This window comes from Algoriphagus sp. Y33, assembly GCF_014838715.1.
Lineage (GTDB): Bacteria > Bacteroidota > Bacteroidia > Cytophagales > Cyclobacteriaceae > Algoriphagus.
In genome coordinates, this window is record NZ_CP061947.1 from 2,807,314 (window position 1) to 2,825,050 (window position 17,737).

Below are 17,737 nucleotides of genomic sequence, written 5' to 3' on the forward strand. Positions count from 1 at the left end.
TTCATTGAAATGTGCTTTTTTTGTGTCTTAGTATTTACCTATGCAGCTCTTTTTTCAAGAAAACATCACCCCTCCTCTTATTTCGTTAGATCAGGATGAATCCAGGCATCTCTATAAAGTGCTTCGCAAAAAACAAGGCGATCATGTTTTTGTAACAAATGGAGCAGGACTTCTCTTTGAATGCGTGATCCTAGAAGCCAATCCCCGAAAAACAAGTCTGAAGGTCGTGCACACCACCGAGGTGGAAGAAGAATCCTTTCACATTCACCTTGTCATCGCCCCTACCAAAAGCCCCGATCGAATGGAGTGGATGGTGGAGAAAATCACTGAAATCGGCTTTCATGAACTTACACTTCTACAAACCATGAATTCGGAGAGAAGTTACCTTAAAACTGATCGCCTGGAGAAAAAAATAATTTCTGCCTGTAAGCAAAGTCTCAAATACCGAATTCCTATTCTTCATCCGATTTCAAAATTGGATGAAATTCTGGATTCTGGTGAATTTGAAGATTATCAGAAGTTCATTGCTTATGTGGATGAGCATCATGATCACCATTTGTTTGATAGTGCTGACCCTAGAGGAAAATACCTAGTTCTAATTGGTCCGGAGGGTGATTTTGATCCCGTTGAAATCAAAAAAGCATTGCAGGCGGGTTTCAAACCCGTGTCATTGGGAAAAGCAAGACTAAGAACAGAAACAGCGGGACTAGCCACAGTCCAGATACTACAAACACTAAACCGATAAAATAATCGTTTTTTTCGTAATGAGTTAAAGTTCTTGTTGAAAAAACTATTGCATTTTCATTAATTTAGAGTCAAAGACAATTTTTACCGTGCCATACAAAGAGCGAGAAATAGAAAAGAAGTATTATTCCATTGGGGAAGTAGCGCAGATATTCAAAGTAGCACCATCATTGATTCGGTATTGGGAGGGTGAATTTGACATTATCCGCCCAAAGAAAGACAGAAAAGGCAATCGACGCTATACCAAGTTGGATATCCAGAAAATCAGATACATCTACCATCTGGTAAAGGAAAAGGGATATACACTACAAGGAGCTCAGGAAGTGATCAAATCCGGAAAGGAACAGGGTTTTGACAAGGTGCAGGCGGTGCAAAAGCTTCAGGAAATCAAAGATTTTTTAATCAATATCCGCGATGAATTCAATGCAAAATCAAGCTCATGAAGATTTACGGTATCATTTAGCACTACATCTGGCTCCGAAAATTGGATCTGGAATATTCAAAGCCATTATTGCCTATTCAGGATCTGCGTATAATTTTTTTAAGCTTCCTAAAGGTAAAGTAGCCAAGACACCAAAAGTCGGAGAGAAATTACTTGCACTTCGGAATCAAGAATCAGAATTGCTTCGAAAAGCAGACGAGCTAATCAATGTCTGCGAAAAAGAACATTTTCAAATACTGACTTCACTCCACCCGGATTTCCCCCTGCGATTCAACATGCAGGAAGACAGCCCTGTGGTAATTTTCACTCAGGGAAAAAACAAATTGAACCTTGACCGTACAGTAGGGATTGTAGGAACCCGAAGTGCCACTACTTATGGAAAATCCGTAACCCGAAAGATAATAGAAGACCTAGCCATCTATCAACCTGCAATTATTTCCGGGTTAGCCTATGGCATAGACATAGAAGCACACAGGGCAGCCTTAGCCTGCGGGCTGCCCACTATTGCGGTGATGGGATCGCCTATTGGCCGTATTTATCCGGCTGTACATAAGAAAACAGCCGAATCAATCATGGAAACGGGAGCCCTGATAAGTGAATATCCACCTGAAAGTACGATGGTACCCGGGAATTTCCCTGCACGAAATAGAATCATAGCCAGTCTGTCGGATGCTTTAATCGTGGTGGAAGCTGCTGAAAAAGGAGGTGCATTGATTACCGCTGAAATAGCCTACAGTTACGATAAAGATGTATTTGCCGTACCTGGCAATCTACAATCCCAATACAGTGAAGGGTGCAATTTGCTCATCAAGAAAATGAAGGCAAATATTTACACCGGCCCAAACGACGTAGCTGAAGCACTTTTTTGGAGTAAACCCGGAGAAACAAAAGTGATAAGACCAGGAGTTGATCTAAACAATCGAGACAACGAAGATCAGGCTATACTTCGGATTCTGATGGAAAAAGATGAAGTAGAGGTTGATTCGTTAAGTATCGCCACAGAGATCCCCCTCGGACTGCTTTCCTCTAAACTGCTGGCATTGGAGTTTGAAGGAATAATAAAATCACTTCCGGGAAAAAAATATAAACTTCTTGTCTAGCAACTTTATTATTCTACGGGATTAAACACAAAATCCGCAAGCTTCATAGCCTCAGCAAACTCAGCTTTATTTAGTTTCAAATTAAATCCAGAAGACTCCAGGGTTTCAATCATCACCTCAGTGGCTATATTGCCTACCAGTTCATCATCTGCCATTGGGCAACCGCCAAATCCTTTAAGTGCTCCGTCAAATCTTCTGCAACCTACTTTTACCCCTGCCCTCACCTTTTCAGCGACTTCGGAAGGTCTACTATGAAGATGTGCGCCAAACTCTATATGTGGAAAGGCAGAGATCTGTAAGCTCAGCAAACTCCCAATCAGCTCGGCGTCTGCCGCTCCAATAGTATCTGATAACGAGATTATTTTAACACCCAACCGGTCAAGTTTCTCAACAAATCCAGCTACTAATTCCGGTGAATAGGGATCTCCATAGGGATTACCGAAGCCCATGCTCAGATAAGTGACCAATGTTTTTCCATTTACTTCACAAAGATTCTGAATCTCTTCCACCATCAGCAATGCATGGGCAATACCCGCATTAGTGTTTCTCTTCTGAAAAGTCTCGGACACAGAAAGCGGAAAACCCAAGTAATCAATCTCGGGGAAATCCATCGCATCATTAGCTCCACGCACATTGGCTACTATCGCCAACAGCTTACTTTTGGAATGATGCAAATCCAATAAACTGAGAACTTCAGCGGTATCACGCATTTGGGGAATAGTCTTCGGGCTCACAAAACTTCCAAAATCAATTGTATCAAAGCCAACTTCCAGCAGTTGATTGATGTATGCGGCTTTGATTGCGGTATCAATAAACTCCGGAATTCCCTGCATTGCATCCCTCGGACATTCTATCAATTTAATCATGTCACAAGTTACCAAAGATCATTTACTCACACACAGATATTGAAGACTAAACACGTTCCCTTTTAGCCAAATCATCTCAACTTACACGGCCCAAACCTCTACTGCCTTGTGCCCTAATGAACAGCTTGTGGAAATATTGGGTAACAATTATACCAACCCGGGGAATATACTATACCCGAAAATAGTGGAGAAACTCATCAGAAATAGTGGCTACAGGCAATAAAAGCATATTGAAGCCACCTGCTGTGTGAAAACGACAGCTTGGAAAGAGTATTGCATGGGATAAGTAAGAAATAACCATCAAAACCTTTTTGAAACTAAACCAATCTAAAAAATGAAAACTAAAGTAACTTTAATTATCGGAGCAGCAGTAGTCGCAATGTATTCTTGTGATACCAAAAACTACACAGAAGAAGATAGAATACAGGTAACTGAAAATCTGAAGAATTATGTGGACAGCGTAGAAAGTGCTGTTAAAATCGTTCCTGTTCACAACTGGAGTGTAATTGAGGAACGATACGATAGTTTGGATTCCAGAGCTGAGAAAGTTTACAATGACTTGAAAGTGGAGGATGAAAATCTTGAGATGATTGAAGAGCGCTATGAGACTGTCGTTAAGAACGCCAAGGCAGAATCCGAGAATTTTGAACGGACAGCAAAAATGCACATGGATAATGTAGAATCCTGGTGGGACAAAACTACAGCTAACGTAGAAAAGGGTGCAAAAAACACCTCTGAAGACATCGAAGAGGCTACCCAAGAAAGTCTTACTTGGCTGGAAAAAAACTTCGATAAGCTGGGAGATGAATCCAAAAAGAAATATGAAGAAATCACAAAAGAGCTTCACAAAGATTAGATTAAGCTAAGAAAATATGATTGCAATGATGCTAATGCTAGTAGTCATATTTTCTTTGTTTTACTGAATAGAATATTGACAGGCGGGGATGACGGCAGACTTTAATAGTGCCTGCGCTAGCGTTTTACCGAGATTTCTGCTGATATGGTTTTATACCGTAGAGAAGCCGATATCCATTAAGACAGTCATTTAATCAATAAAAAAAAAGCCTTCCGTAATAAATACGGAAGGCTTTTTTATTGATTAAAATTGGCTAAGGAAAATTATTTAGCCTCATTTTTCTTTGCTGTAACTTCAGCTCTGATTTCCTGTGCAAGATTTTTGATGGCTTGCATACCTGTTCTCACTCTAGTACCAGCTGCTTTGTTACCGTTTTCGTAGAATTTTGCAAAGTCTGCTTCTAAAGAATCGACCAAATCTTTAACTTCTTGGTGTCTGCTCATAATCGTTTTATTGGTTGGTTATAAATTATACTTGAGTACAATAAACATCATTTATAGTGCCATTAGAAGTCTTTTGGCGTTTATTTTTAATTTTTAGTGCAGAAAAATGATGTTTTCATCAAAATGCTCGTTTTATTAAATTTTTAGCAACATTTCCCTCCAAAAATTGATTTTAAAATTCTGCCAAAACGCTTCTACTCTCCCCAAATTGGCTTATTGATTGCCCAGAAAAGATTCCTCTTCATTTAAATCATAACTTTTTCGCCTTTGTCTGCAGATTCAAGTATTGCTTGAACTATACGAATGTCGCGAAGTCCTTCCTCCCCAGGTACTGCTTGTGGTTTTCCTTGGAGTATAGTTTGGGCATCGTTATCCATCTGCCATACCTGTTCCATCGGCTGCTGAAACGGGAAGTTAATTTCGCCTAAAGGACTACTCCCCTTGTTGCCTGCATATGCTGAAAACGGTGCCATCTCAATAGTTCCTTGTTCACATGTGATATTCAGGAAGTTTATATTTTCTGCAAAGGAAGTCTTGATAGTGCCGATCACTCCTCCCGGAAATTCCAACTCAGCTTCTACAATCTCTCCTAGTCCATCTTTGTAAATATCAGGGCGTTCAGTCCATATTTTAGCCGAATTCACCGCTAGAGGTTCCATACCTGATCCCAGCCTAGCCCCTTGAATTGAATAAACCCCCATATCATAGATAACTCCTCCACCCATTTCTCGCTTTTGTTTCCAGTGATCAGTACGGTTTTCTCTGTACCCTGCTGCACAATCAAGTCCTGATACTTTCCCTAGGCTTTGCTCGGCTACAATTTTCTGAAACGCCTGCGTGTTTGGCTCATGCTGGCACCTGTAACCAATAGATAGAGAAACATTTGCTGCCTTGCAGGCATCAATCATAGCTTGGCACTCCCCGACCGTCATTGCCATAGGCTTCTCACACCAGACATGCTTTCCGGCTTTAGCGGCCCGAATCACATATTCCTTATGCATAGAAGGAGGCAAAACTATATATATCACATCTATGTTCGGATTCTCGGCTATAGAATCGAATGTGTCATAATTGTAAATATTCTCCTGAGGGATTTTATACTTAGTTTTCCATACCGCTGCCTTGGAAGGAGTTCCCGTCACTATTCCTGCCAAGTAACAATTTTCTGTTTTCTCCAGTGCGGGAGCCAATAAGTCAGTACTGTAATATCCTAATCCAACCAGTGCCACCCCAAGCTTATCTTTGCGTAGCTTAGACGAGGCCAGCACACTAAAGGGAGATATCAGGCTTGCACCCGCTCCAAGAGCGATAGATTTCAAAGTGGTTCTTCTTGTGATAACATTCATAGGTTTTAGGTTAAGGGTTTGATAATTTATACATCTATCAAGATACAGTTTTCATTTATACCTCCAAAAAAATATTAAATTCAACTGTGCAAATACACTCTTATCAAGATAACGTCAACATGAAAAAACTAGCAATTATTATTTTACTGCTTATCCCATTTTTCACCCAGGCTCAAAATCAGCTTCAACCCTACCTGACACTGGATGATGCGATCAGGATCTCTGATGCTGCACAAGCTAAATCCACGGCAGAAGGATGGAACATGGTAATAGTGGTACTGGATGCAGGTGGGCATATAATATCACTTCGCAAAATGGACGGAGTACAAATTGGGAGCATAGAGGTTGCCTTGGGCAAAGCGAAAACTTCCGTTTATTTCAAACGTCCTACTAAAGCCTTTGAAGATATGATGAAAGGTGAAGGTGGATCGCGAATTGCCACCCTACCAAACGTCGTCGCAATTGAAGGCGGCCTGCCTATTTTCAAGGATGGTATAATCGTAGGTGCGATCGGCATCTCCGGGGCCACTTCAGCTCAGGACGGAATTGTAGCTACTGCTGGACTGCAGGCATATTAATATAAAACTTAAAAGTTCAGAAATCCTCCATTATCTAAGGCTGACAATTTCTTACCCGTTCACCATTCTAATCAGAAATAAATAGAATGGACTGTGATCTTGCAGCAATTCTTGCACAGCGTCACTTCCTTTCTAATAGTCAAGGCTTTCCTTATTGCTTCTTTTCCTGTATTATATGGCCCTAGGTAATCCCGTTCATAAGAATTGGGGATATGTTCGCAATCACGGTCGTGTATTTCATACAATCCCTTCTCATTTGGGTTGGAAGACAGGTAAAAGAATTTCATAAAATTAGGCTAATGAGTTAATAGCTCAAAAGTACCCATCTATGTCTGATGAAAACATACCCTATATAGGGTATTTTTAAGCCCTAAATCCAAATTCCTATCTACTTCCTATGATTTTACCCCCCTTTTCTGATTGATAAATAGCTGTTTGACTTATGAAACAGGTTTTATCAACACAAATTTCAGTTCATCCCCGGCACTACTGAAAAACAGCATTTTAACCTAAATCCCAGACATTGACAAATGTAACGTAGGGTAGCTAGCAGCAGCAAAAGTCAGATGGAATCACGCATTAGGTCCTGTATCAGCCTGTGATAAAATGACACTACTGCATGTACCTAAGCAGCAACTCCCTCCATTCCTCCTCCAGGCTCAACTCCGGCCTGCTCTCACCTGATCTCCTATACCAATAATCGGCATTCCAAAGATCTCCTTCCTTTCTATGCAAATAAGCGTGGATTCTGGCAGCTTCCTTTCCTTCCAAGCTGTCCACCTGATCATGCGCTTTTACCCAATTTCCGTTCCCATCATACCAAAGTGCCTTCAGCATAGGGTTGTAATCGTTGATCTTAACTTCTGATTTCAGAAATTCTTCAATGGTTTTATCGTCTATCGCCATTTTTTATCTTTTTATCTTCCCAAAGAAAAGAAGCTCCTGTATAAATCCTTTACTCTTCCGTGACTTTTTTGCTACATTCCACGAGCCATGTTGGATTAAGCATAATCGCTTTAATGCTTCAACTTACCCCCGTATGACCATATATAGATCTTTGATTACTTTATTTTTGACTTTTACCTTGTCGATTGGGCTTTTGGCCCAGTCAGGAACTGATTACCATTTGGAAACCTCTATCCAAGAGTTGACGGAGTCCTTTCAAGGAAATATCGGGATTTACATTAAAAATCTAAAGACCGACGCTACTGTGGAAATCAATGCCGACACACTATTTCCCACTGCGAGCATTGTCAAAATCCCCATTCTCTTAGGCATCTTTGACAAAATAGAAAAAGGAGAACTGCACTATAGAGAGCCTTTGGTTTATCGTGATTCTATCAAATATGGCGGCTCAGGCATCATGCAATTTTTCAAAGACTCTACGTTGACTGATTTAAGTACTTTGATTGCCCTGATGCTCAGCTACTCAGACAATACCACCTCTCTTTGGAATCAGGCACTTGCCGGCGGCGGCACTCAAATTAATAATGTAATGGATCAACTGGGATACACTGAAACGCGGGTAAACAGCCGCACACCCGGGAGAGAACTCATCTGGGAAAAATATGGCTGGGGTCAGACTACTCCAAAGGAGATGGCTGATATTCTGGTACACCTAAACAACGGGGACTTAATCAGTCAGGCTGCCTCCGAACAGATGTATAGATTACTGTCCAATACTTTTTATACCGATTATGCTGTTTCGGGTATCCCGCCGGGAATTAATGTAGCAAGTAAACAGGGAATGGTAAATGCATCCCGTTCTGAGGTGTTTTTGGTGAATTCCCCTGAGGGGAGTTATGTCTGCGCCATTTTCACCAAGAACAATGTAGATCAAAGCTGGGATTTTGACAATGAATCCTGGGTACTGACTAGAAAGATCTCCAATCTGATTTGGAATCATTTCAACCCAAATCACCCCTATACGCAACCAGAAGGGATAGAAAAATACCTTGAAGGACTCGCATATTAAAGCCAGGAAAATCGCCCTTGCTCTAAAGCTCTTCAAGAGCTCGCCAAGAAGAGGTCATAAACCAACAAAATAAGCGTGCTTACCGTCAAAAAGATTAATCCTTAAAGCCTTTTTTTATTAAAATTATATGTTTAGGTATGTTTGTTTAGTGACTGTACATTTAGGATGACGCTAACTAAAAAAGCTGACCTCACATGGCTTTGATTGGCTACACTGGGCGCATATTCCTCGTCTAGACCTTCTTATAAAATTCCTGACAGCTTAATTCAACGTAATTTAGAGTAATTTGATTTTGAGACTATTTATAACTATTTGACCGCAGGTATCTTCCTACAATCGATATAAAGTTCTGACATTTAACTATTTACAAATAACTAGAATCGTAAGTCTAAGTTCAATAATACTCATTTGATTCTCAGAGCACTGCAGCTTTAAACAGATGGGATTTTTAAAAAATATAATCGGTTTGGACAATCCTTTCATTTTTTCTTTTTGCCAAATTTCAATAAATCTTAAGCATTCTAACAATAGGCTTAAACTAAACGATGATTTTGTTGCACAATCGTCAATAAATTCTTCAAAAACAGGAATTTAAGCTATTATAATCTGCAATTGGTCGGTAAATGAGAAGTTATATATTTGCTCAATTAACAAACCCAAAATTAACAGTAAGATACACCTTATGGAACAAGCTTTGATTTATGTCGTCCCTGCATTGGGGCTGGTTGGCCTGATTGTAATGGCCATTAAATCTGCCTGGGTAACCCGGCAGCAAACCGGCGATAAAAACATGATGGAACTCGCCGGCTATATAGCCGATGGGGCCATGGCTTTTTTAAAGGCTGAGTGGAAAGTGCTTTCCTATTTTGCAGTCATCGCCGTGATACTTCTGGCATGGTCAGGAATGTCGGTGGAGACTTCCAGCCCTGTAATTGCCATTTCCTTTCTAATAGGAGCCGTATTTTCAGCTTTCGCTGGATATATAGGTATGAATATCGCTACCAAAGCCAATGTCCGAACCACTCAGGCAGCAAGGACAAGCTTGAAACATGCCCTTAAAGTCTCCTTTACGGGAGGCTCCGTCATGGGGCTTGGGGTAGCAGGATTGGCCGTTTTAGGTCTTGGCTCATTATTTATCCTGTTTTACCATATGTACGTGCAAAGCGTAGGTGCAGGTGTAAATGGTGTAGAGATGGAAAAGGCACTTGAAGTTCTTGCGGGCTTCTCCCTAGGTGCTGAATCTATTGCACTTTTTGCGCGTGTGGGAGGAGGTATTTATACCAAAGCAGCCGATGTAGGCGCTGACTTGGTAGGAAAAGTGGAAGCTGGAATACCTGAGGATGACGTAAGAAATCCTGCAACAATTGCTGATAACGTAGGTGATAATGTAGGAGATGTGGCAGGGATGGGGGCTGATTTATTTGGCTCCTATGTAGCCACCATCCTCGCTACGATGGTTTTGGGACGCGAGATAGTATCAATGGATAATTTCGGAGGAATTGCCCCTATCCTACTCCCTATGATCTTGGCGGGATTAGGCATCGTATTCTCCATCATGGGGATGTTCTTTGTTACCATCAAAAATGATAAAGGAGATGTGCAGCATGCCCTGAATATGGGAAACTGGTCATCCATTGTCTTTACAGGAATTGCTTCATTTTTTGTGGTGAAGTATATGCTCCCGGAGACGCTTTCTATCCGAGGCTATGACTTTACCAATATGGATGTGTTCTATGCTATTATCCTTGGGTTGATAGTAGGAACTCTAATGAGTATCATCACAGAATATTACACAGCAATGGGCAAACGCCCCGTAAAATCAATCATACAGCAATCAGCGACCGGGCACGCCACCAATATCATTGCAGGTCTTGCAGTAGGAATGGAATCCACAGTCCTTCCTATACTTGTGCTCGCAGGCGGTATCATGGGATCCTATGCTTTTGCGGGGCTTTATGGAGTAGCCATAGCGGCTGCAGGAATGATGGCTACTACTGCCATGCAGCTTGCAATTGATGCTTTTGGGCCTATAGCCGATAATGCGGGAGGAATCGCCGAAATGAGCCAATTACCTGAAGAAGTAAGGCACCGAACCGACATTCTTGACGCTGTTGGAAACACTACAGCCGCTTCGGGCAAAGGATTTGCAATAGCCTCCGCCGCTTTGACTTCTCTTGCCTTGTTTGCTGCTTTTGTGGGAGTAGCCGGAATAGATGCTATAGATATTTTCAAAGCACCTGTATTAGCGGCACTGTTTGTTGGAGGAATGATTCCTTTTATATTCTCTTCTCTTGCAATCGCTGCAGTAGGCAGGGCTGCAATGGATATGGTGAATGAAGTAAGACGGCAGTTCAGGGAAATCCCGGGAATTATGGAATATAAAGCCAAACCGGAATACGAAAAATGTGTAGAAATCTCTACCAAAGCTTCTCTTCGTGAAATGCTACTGCCGGGAGCTATTGCCCTCATTACTCCTCTGCTGATTGGTTTTGGCTTTCAGGATGTATTTGAGCAAGTCTCTTCTGCCGAAATGCTGGGGGGGTTACTCGCCGGAGTGACAGTCTCCGGAGTTTTAATGGGAATGTTCCAATCCAATGCAGGTGGAGCCTGGGACAATGCAAAGAAATCCTTTGAAAAAGGTGTAGAGATTGATGGTGAGATGTATTACAAAAAATCCGAGCCGCACAAAGCTTCTGTGACAGGCGATACCGTAGGTGATCCCTTTAAAGACACTTCAGGACCATCAATGAATATCCTTATCAAATTGATGTCTATCGTTGCTTTGATCATCGCACCTCATATCAGTCAAAGTCCACATCCCGACGCTGTGGCAGAAAAATACAGAATCAAAAAGGAGATCAATTATGATAACGGGAAAGAAACCCTACCTAAAGTGATATCAGAAATCAAGAAAGTGAATTAATTAGGAACACTCTTGTGCCTTACCAAACAGACTGCCTGGCTCAAGGCAGTCTTTTTTTTGTCCTTGCCTACAATCAGTTAGCTTAATATTACTCCTATTCAAAATATAATACGGCAAAAAGCAGCAATTACAAATATTATTTGACTTGAAATTAAATAGTAACATTTCGTTAAAAATCAATGTGAAAAAATTGAAATAACCACCACATTATTCTTAATTTATGGGATAATGATAGAAATAGGCATCAGTTTTCATCTAATTTCTGTTTTTTGAAAGATTTATGGCCGATTGAGAAGCAGTTTATACTGAATAGATGCTTATAGAAAAGGATGGCCTTTTCTAAAGTATCTGGGAGGCTACCTGTTTTTACCCGTTTTATAATTTTAGAAACAGGATAAAGATGCAGGGATTTGCCAGATATCATTTAAAAAACTGATAAACCAATTTATACACTTTAAAACAAAAAAACACATGAAGAAAAGCTACGCAATGACCTTGCTTTTTCTTTTGGGGTTTCTGGCTAGTATACCACTCTACGCACAGCAGACGGTCAAAGGAAAAGTAACAGCCCAAGAAGATGGCATGCCACTTCCTGGGGTGAGCATCGTGGTTCAAGGCACCAATACAGGTGCCGTGACCGACTTGGAGGGCAACTACTCGATCTCTGTTCCCAATTCCGAATCTGTTTTGGTATTCTCTTTTATTGGATATACCACCCAACAAAAGATTGTAGGCAATTCTTCCGAAATCAACATATCCTTATCAGAAGACATATCCCAACTTGGGGAGGTAGTAGTCACTGCCCTTGGAATCACCAGAGACGAGCGATCAATCGGTTATTCAACTCAGGAAGTAACAGGTGAAAATCTTACTTATACTAAAGAACAAAACGTACTAGGTTCGCTTTCAGGAAAAATAGCCGGTGTGCAAGTGACCGGCTCATCTGGAGCAAGTATGGGCGGAACCCAGAAAATAAAAATCAGAGGGGTAAACTCCATTTCAGGAGGCGGAGAGCCTTTAATGGTTATAGATGGTACTCCTATTTCCAACTCAAATTTCTCAGGTGCTTCAGGGCAGGATTACGGTAATTTAGGCCAGGATGTCAACCCGGAAGACATAGAGACAATTAACGTATTGAAAGGTCCAGCAGCTTCTGCCCTTTATGGAATCAGAGGTCAATACGGGGTGATTATGATCACTACCAAAAAAGGCAAGAAAGGATCCGATGTAAAAGTGGAATTGAATTCAGCCATTTTTGTGGACAAGGTATTTAACCTAATGCCATACCAGAACCTCTACGGTGGTGGTGCCAGCCAGACGTGGAGAACCCTCCCTAACGGTGATAAATATGTAGATATGTCAGTAGATGAAAGCTGGGGACCAAAAATGGATGGCACTTTAGCTCGTCATGTCATGAGTTTCTATCCGCAAGATCCTACCTATGGACAATTGACTCCCTTCGTAGCACATCCGGATAACATCAAAGACTATTATCAAACCGGAACAAATGTAAACAATGGCGTTACCATCACGGGAGGAGGAGCTAACTCCAATTTTAGGATAAGTGCAAACGATACGAGAATTCAGGGTATAGAGCCCAATACTTCACTTAAACGAAACAACCTCGGGGTAAGTCTGGGCATTGATTTGACTAAAAAACTGAAGGTAACCACTAATGTCAACTATGCGGCAAACGAAGGGCGTAGACCGGGCCAAGGCTCAGAGGATGGTTCAAGATATTTGGGACAGTGGTTCCAACGATCTATGGATATGAATAGACTAAAGGATTACAAGTATGAAGACGGAACCTTTCTTAACTGGAATTTAAGAAGACCGAGTGCCACTACCGGTGAAGTGACAAATTTTAATCCGCTCTACTGGGCAAACCCCTATTTTCTTGCCTATGAAAACTATAGCGATGACAACAGGGACAGGTTCTTCGGGGATGTAGGATTATCCTACCAAATTTCCCCCGAGCTTAAAGTAAGCGGTTTTGTAAGATCAGATATGTACACTCAGAACATCAATTCAAGAGCTTCATTTGGAGGGACTGGAGTTCCAGGGTATTCTGTTGGTAAATATCAGAACACTGAAATGAACTATGAGATCTTAGCTCAATACACCAAAACTTGGAATAAATTATCCCTAGATGCTAACGTAGGTGGAAACATATATGATAGAAACTATACTTACTTATCAATGGCAACAGTTGGAGGACTTTCCTCACCCGGTTTCTATAATATCGATGCCTCAATAGACAGACCTATCACTAATTCTTATCTACTAAGAAAACAAATCAAAAGTGCGTATGCTATGGTTTCACTGGGATACAACAATACTTACTTTGTAGATGCTTCTCTAAGAAATGACAACTCAAGTACACTACCTGTGGACAATAACTCCTACTGGTATCCTTCTATTTCTACCTCATTGGTGTTCAGTGAGTGGATCAAATCTGATGTCATGACACTTGGTAAACTAAGACTGAGTTACGCACAGGCAGGTTCGGACTTAAGCCCTTACAGTACCACTTCTTTCTTTAATGTAGGTAGCACCTATGCTGGATCATCCACTGTAAACACACTTTCAGTACCTGCCAATTTGAATAATCCCAATATCAAACCTTCATTCGCTCACTCTTATGAAGCTGGGGTTGATTTTAAGTTTTATGAAGGACGGGTTGGACTATCCTTTACCTACTACAATCAAAGAAATGAAAATCAAATTCTGAATTTGGATGTATCAGGAGCAAGTGGTTACGGTTCTGCGACAATCAATGCCGGCGAAATTGTAAACAAAGGTCTTGAACTGGCAATAACTGCCACACCATTTCAGTCAGATAGATTTAATTGGGATATATCATTCAATGTAAGTAGAAATAGAAATGAAGTAGTAGAGTTATATCCAGGCATAGATGTGTATCAGTACGGAAGCACTACTTATTCTTCTACTTCAAGCTATTTGAATTCTTATGTAGGTAAGCCCTTCGGTAGCTTAGTAGGTCAAGCATATCAGAGAGACGAGGCTACTGGAAAAATACTTCTTGGAAGCAATAATTTGCCGCTTTATACAGATGCTACCCACGACTTTGGCACAGTTTTGCCAGATTTTAATGGCGGTTTCCAAAACGTATTGAATTACAAAAACTTCCAACTCGCTGCAATGATTGACTTCCAAGCAGGAGGTCAATTTTTCTCAAGATCTAAAATGCTGGCAGTAAGAACCGGTCTTGATCCACTTTCAGCTACTACCAATGAAAATGGGATGAATGTCAGAGATCCATTAGAAGATGGTGGAGGAGTAAAAGTAGAAGGTATCTCTGCAGAGACGGGGGAAGAAATCACTGCTTTCGTAGATGCCAAAGCATACTATGGCGTAGTGGCAAGAAGGATCTATGAAGACTGGCTATACGACGCTTCCTTCATCAGATTAAGAGAAGTAAGCTTGAGCTATAACTTCAACAAAGGTCAGTATGCTAAACTTCCTGTTGAAAATGTAAGGGTTGCGTTGGTAGGAAGAAATCTAGCCATGCTATTCCAAAATGCTCCTAAAGGCATCAATCCCGCTGAGCTCTCTACTGGTTCACAAGCTATTGGCTGGTACGAATCAGGTCAATTGCCAAGTGTACGTTCGTTTGGTTTCAATCTTAACGTTACATTCTAATTACAGACATCATGAAAAAGCTTAATATAATGATCGTTTCAGCGCTTCTTTTGGTTGGCTGTAACAATTTTGAGGACGATATCAACATAAATCCCAACAGGCCTAGTGTGGCCTCGGGCACCCAATTGATTGCAAATGCGATGCTATCACTACCAGGACTCAGCTCTTCGCCACAAGGAGAATTTATGTCCCAATATCTGAGTGAGACGCAATACGTAAATGCATCACTTTATCCGCAATCCTCTACTAGTTTCTATGGCTGGTATCAGGGACCTCTAATGAACCTGCAAACTGTCCTCAATTCGGCTGATGAACTTAGCGGAAATGAAGGACCTGTACCAAACCAGCTGGCTGTTGCAAAAATCCTAAAATCATATTATATCTGGAGTCTGACTGATAGATGGGGAGACATTCCTTATACTGAAGCCTTGATGGGTTCAGACAACTTTACTCCAGCTTATGACACTCAGGAATTTATCTACACTGATCTATTTAATGTTTTGGATGAGGCAAGCAGTCAGATTGTCACCGGGAACATTACCAACGATATCATCTACGGTGGAGATATGAACAAATGGTTTAAGCTAGCCAACACGCTTAAAATGCTTATGGCACTAAGACTTTCTGAAGTTAACCCAACCTTAGGCAAGGAAAAATTTGCCGCTGCCATGCAAGCAGGAGTTTTAGAATCAAATGACGACAACCTTGTTTTCAAACATTTAGCGGATGCCAACAACCAGAATTACTGGTTCGGTCAACTGAATCAGGGTAGAGAATGGTGGGCGATCAGCACTACCCTCATGGACAAAATTAAACCTGTAGGAGATCCTAGACTGATGGTTTATGGCAATCCCAATCGAACTGATGGGGATTACACTGGCCTTGTTTTTGGAGAGACTGTGAATATTGATACAGAGAAATATTCACTTCTAGGCGATGCCATTACGGCGCAGGATGCGCCAGTTTACCTAGTGACCTATGCTCAGGTGTTATTCGCTGAAGCTGAAGCTGCCAAACTAGGCTGGATAGCAGGTGGAGATGCTACTGCTGAAGAAAACTACACCATGGCCATAGAAGCTTCAATGGATCAATGGGGAGCTGACATAAGTACGTTGGATGAATTTATGAGCCAACCTGAGATTGCCTACAATTCCGACACCGCACTAGAACAGATCGCTACGCAGCGTTGGGTTCACTTATTTATGCATGGTTATGAAGGATGGGCCGAATATCGTAGAACTGGATACCCAAACAACATGTCGGCACCCGATGGAGCTGAAGTTCCAAATAGGCAGATGTACATTGAAACTGAACAGTTTAACAATACAGAAAACTACAATGAAGCCATCCAAAGACAATTCGGAGGAGCAGAAAGCCTGTATGGCAAAGTTTGGTGGGATGTGGATTGATTAAAAGTTTATACTACAAAAGTCTCCTGTTTAACAGCAGGAGACTTTTTTGTTTAAATTGAGTAAAACATCCACCATGAAAAAAATTCTCTTTGCCTGTTTGATTGCCTTTAGTTCCTGCACTGTCCAGCGTATCAATAAATCTCTTACAAAATCCGATGTCTTTGACAAAGGTCATCTGGGGTTTATGCTGCTCGATCCAGACAAGGACAAGGTTTTGGTAGACATCAATTCTGACAAGTACTTTATACCTGCCTCCAACACCAAACTATTCACTTTTTATACTTCCTATACAGTACTCGGAGATAGTCTGGTAAACGGGCTAAACTATCTGGAAAAAGAAGATTCCCTTATTTTCTGGGGTACAGGTGACCCGAGTTTGCTTCACCCTGATTTGAAAAACACGAAAGTAATAGAGTTCCTGAAAAAACAGGATAAAAAACTGTATCTGCTGGACAATTTTGATCAGGTAAGTGCTTTCGGTTCGGGCTGGTCATGGGACTGGTACAATGCCTACTATGCGGCAGAAAGATCTTCAATGCCCATATATGGAGACATCGTTCGCTTCGCAAAAAAAGAAGGAGATTCTACTTTCTCCATCTATCCTACTCGCTTTGGTGCATCCATGAAACTCGCCGAACCCATAGGCAATGTCTCCTCAAGCTTTCGAAGGGATTATAAAGAAAACAAGTTTACTTATTTTTTAACAGGCGAAGCATTAGACAAAAGTTTTGAAACGGATATTCCCTTTATTACCTCCGCAGAGTTCACAGCCCAATTGCTGTCAGAAGAAATAGGAAAAGAAATAGAAATTATAACAAATCAAAAATACCTTTCTGAGGAACCGACAAAACTGCAAACAGCCCCAACTGACAGCATCTATGCACAGATGATGAAAATCTCGGATAATTTCCTTGCTGAGCAGCTTTTGTTATTGGTTTCCGATCAATTGGACAATAAACTCAACTCCGAAGATGCCATTGCTTATGCCAAAGAAAACTTGTTTTCAGACTTACCTGACGAACCCATATGGGTTGACGGCTCCGGGCTTTCATCCAAAAACATGTTTACACCCAGAACCATCATTGCTTTACTCGGCAAAATAAGAGCGGAAGTCCCTTTGGAAAAAATCAAAGCCTATTTCCCGGCGGGAGGAGAATCAGGAACTATCCGAAATTGGTATCCTGCTGACGAAGGGCAACCAGCTTATATTTATGCCAAAACCGGAACACTCTCCATGAGCAATGCGCTCAGCGGGTATTTATTGACAAAAAGTGGGAAAATTCTTCATTTCTCATGCCTGATGAACAACTATGCCATCTCTGCAAATGATTTGAAAACCGAACTTAACAAGATACTCTATTACATCCACGACAAGTATTAGCTGAATTG

15 protein-coding genes are annotated in these 17,737 nt (G+C 41.2%); 10 read left to right on the forward strand and 5 right to left on the reverse strand.

Annotated features, from left to right (window positions below; translation table 11 throughout):
- Positions 1-40: 40 nt before the first annotated feature.
- The 3 genes from ID165_RS11425 to dprA all read left to right on the forward strand — a co-directional run bounded on the left by ID165_RS11425 (position 41) and on the right by dprA (position 2,286).
- Entirely contained in the window at positions 41-745 is a 705-nt protein-coding gene (locus tag ID165_RS11425) for a 16S rRNA (uracil(1498)-N(3))-methyltransferase (RefSeq protein WP_192350674.1), read from the forward strand.
- A gap of 88 nt (positions 746-833) precedes the next feature.
- The gene (locus ID165_RS11430) at positions 834-1,187 is read left to right on the forward strand and encodes a MerR family transcriptional regulator (RefSeq protein ID WP_192350675.1); all 354 of its coding nucleotides are present in this window, start codon (positions 834-836) and stop codon (positions 1,185-1,187) included.
- The gene (gene dprA / locus ID165_RS11435; RefSeq protein WP_370539747.1) at positions 1,159-2,286 is read left to right on the forward strand and encodes a DNA-processing protein DprA; all 1,128 of its coding nucleotides are present in this window, start codon (positions 1,159-1,161) and stop codon (positions 2,284-2,286) included. The genes ID165_RS11430 and dprA overlap by 29 nt, the downstream gene beginning before the upstream one ends.
- Before the next feature lie 8 nt (positions 2,287-2,294).
- Here dprA and ID165_RS11440 read toward each other — a convergent pair whose 3' ends face one another.
- A complete protein-coding gene (locus ID165_RS11440; RefSeq protein ID WP_192350677.1) occupies positions 2,295-3,152 on the reverse strand; it encodes a hydroxymethylglutaryl-CoA lyase in 858 nt (285 codons plus the stop codon).
- A gap of 334 nt (positions 3,153-3,486) precedes the next feature.
- Between ID165_RS11440 and ID165_RS11445 the strand changes: the two genes are divergently transcribed.
- Positions 3,487-4,008 (forward strand): hypothetical protein, encoded by a 522-nt coding sequence (locus tag ID165_RS11445; protein WP_192350679.1) that lies wholly within the window; start codon positions 3,487-3,489, stop codon positions 4,006-4,008.
- Positions 4,009-4,271: 263 nt separating this feature from the next.
- Here the strand turns inward: ID165_RS11445 and ID165_RS11450 are convergent, their stop codons facing one another.
- Entirely contained in the window at positions 4,272-4,451 is a 180-nt protein-coding gene (locus ID165_RS11450) for a histone H1 (RefSeq protein ID WP_192350681.1), read from the reverse strand.
- Between the two features lie 245 nt (positions 4,452-4,696).
- Entirely contained in the window at positions 4,697-5,797 is a 1,101-nt protein-coding gene (locus ID165_RS11455) for a Gfo/Idh/MocA family protein (RefSeq protein ID WP_192350683.1), read from the reverse strand.
- A 119-nt stretch (positions 5,798-5,916) separates the two neighbouring features.
- Here ID165_RS11455 and ID165_RS11460 point away from each other — a divergent pair, with 119 nt between their 5' ends.
- Complete coding sequence (locus ID165_RS11460; protein WP_192350685.1) at positions 5,917-6,375, forward strand: heme-binding protein; 459 nt, start codon at positions 5,917-5,919, stop codon at positions 6,373-6,375.
- A gap of 71 nt (positions 6,376-6,446) precedes the next feature.
- Here the strand turns inward: ID165_RS11460 and ID165_RS11465 are convergent, their stop codons facing one another.
- The gene (locus tag ID165_RS11465; RefSeq protein WP_192350687.1) at positions 6,447-6,662 is read right to left on the reverse strand and encodes a hypothetical protein; all 216 of its coding nucleotides are present in this window, start codon (positions 6,660-6,662) and stop codon (positions 6,447-6,449) included.
- Positions 6,663-6,987: 325 nt separating this feature from the next.
- On the reverse strand, positions 6,988-7,281 hold the full coding sequence (locus ID165_RS11470) for a hypothetical protein (protein WP_225587092.1): 294 nt from the start codon (positions 7,279-7,281) through the stop codon (positions 6,988-6,990).
- Between the two features lie 133 nt (positions 7,282-7,414).
- Between ID165_RS11470 and ID165_RS11475 the strand changes: the two genes are divergently transcribed.
- From ID165_RS11475 to ID165_RS11495, 5 genes are all read left to right on the forward strand, one after another.
- Positions 7,415-8,350: a serine hydrolase gene (locus tag ID165_RS11475; protein ID WP_192350689.1), complete on the forward strand. Its 936-nt coding sequence runs from the start codon at positions 7,415-7,417 to the stop codon at positions 8,348-8,350.
- Positions 8,351-9,032: 682 nt separating this feature from the next.
- Positions 9,033-11,273 (forward strand): sodium-translocating pyrophosphatase, encoded by a 2,241-nt coding sequence (locus ID165_RS11480; RefSeq protein WP_192350691.1) that lies wholly within the window; start codon positions 9,033-9,035, stop codon positions 11,271-11,273.
- A 471-nt stretch (positions 11,274-11,744) separates the two neighbouring features.
- Positions 11,745-14,936, forward strand: a complete 3,192-nt coding sequence (locus tag ID165_RS11485) for a SusC/RagA family TonB-linked outer membrane protein (RefSeq protein ID WP_192350693.1) — start codon at positions 11,745-11,747, stop codon at positions 14,934-14,936.
- 11 nt (positions 14,937-14,947) lie between these two features.
- Positions 14,948-16,345: a SusD/RagB family nutrient-binding outer membrane lipoprotein gene (locus ID165_RS11490; protein WP_192350695.1), complete on the forward strand. Its 1,398-nt coding sequence runs from the start codon at positions 14,948-14,950 to the stop codon at positions 16,343-16,345.
- Positions 16,346-16,421: 76 nt separating this feature from the next.
- On the forward strand, positions 16,422-17,729 hold the full coding sequence (locus tag ID165_RS11495) for a D-alanyl-D-alanine carboxypeptidase (protein WP_192350697.1): 1,308 nt from the start codon (positions 16,422-16,424) through the stop codon (positions 17,727-17,729).
- Positions 17,730-17,737: the final 8 nt, after the last annotated feature.

Coding starts and splice junctions, on each gene's coding strand:
- dprA (WP_370539747.1), top strand. CDS start 1,159: ATGAATTCAATGCAAAATCAAGCTCATGAAGATTTACGGTATCATTTA.
- ID165_RS11465 (WP_192350687.1), bottom strand. CDS start 6,662: ATGAAATTCTTTTACCTGTCTTCCAACCCAAATGAGAAGGGATTGTAT.
- ID165_RS11440 (WP_192350677.1), bottom strand. CDS start 3,152: ATGATTAAATTGATAGAATGTCCGAGGGATGCAATGCAGGGAATTCCG.
- ID165_RS11495 (WP_192350697.1), top strand. CDS start 16,422: ATGAAAAAAATTCTCTTTGCCTGTTTGATTGCCTTTAGTTCCTGCACT.
- ID165_RS11450 (WP_192350681.1), bottom strand. CDS start 4,451: ATGAGCAGACACCAAGAAGTTAAAGATTTGGTCGATTCTTTAGAAGCA.
- ID165_RS11490 (WP_192350695.1), top strand. CDS start 14,948: ATGAAAAAGCTTAATATAATGATCGTTTCAGCGCTTCTTTTGGTTGGC.
- ID165_RS11480 (WP_192350691.1), top strand. CDS start 9,033: ATGGAACAAGCTTTGATTTATGTCGTCCCTGCATTGGGGCTGGTTGGC.
- ID165_RS11470 (WP_225587092.1), bottom strand. CDS start 7,281: ATGGCGATAGACGATAAAACCATTGAAGAATTTCTGAAATCAGAAGTT.
- ID165_RS11425 (WP_192350674.1), top strand. CDS start 41: ATGCAGCTCTTTTTTCAAGAAAACATCACCCCTCCTCTTATTTCGTTA.
- ID165_RS11460 (WP_192350685.1), top strand. CDS start 5,917: ATGAAAAAACTAGCAATTATTATTTTACTGCTTATCCCATTTTTCACC.
- ID165_RS11455 (WP_192350683.1), bottom strand. CDS start 5,797: ATGAATGTTATCACAAGAAGAACCACTTTGAAATCTATCGCTCTTGGA.
- ID165_RS11485 (WP_192350693.1), top strand. CDS start 11,745: ATGAAGAAAAGCTACGCAATGACCTTGCTTTTTCTTTTGGGGTTTCTG.
- ID165_RS11445 (WP_192350679.1), top strand. CDS start 3,487: ATGAAAACTAAAGTAACTTTAATTATCGGAGCAGCAGTAGTCGCAATG.
- ID165_RS11475 (WP_192350689.1), top strand. CDS start 7,415: ATGACCATATATAGATCTTTGATTACTTTATTTTTGACTTTTACCTTG.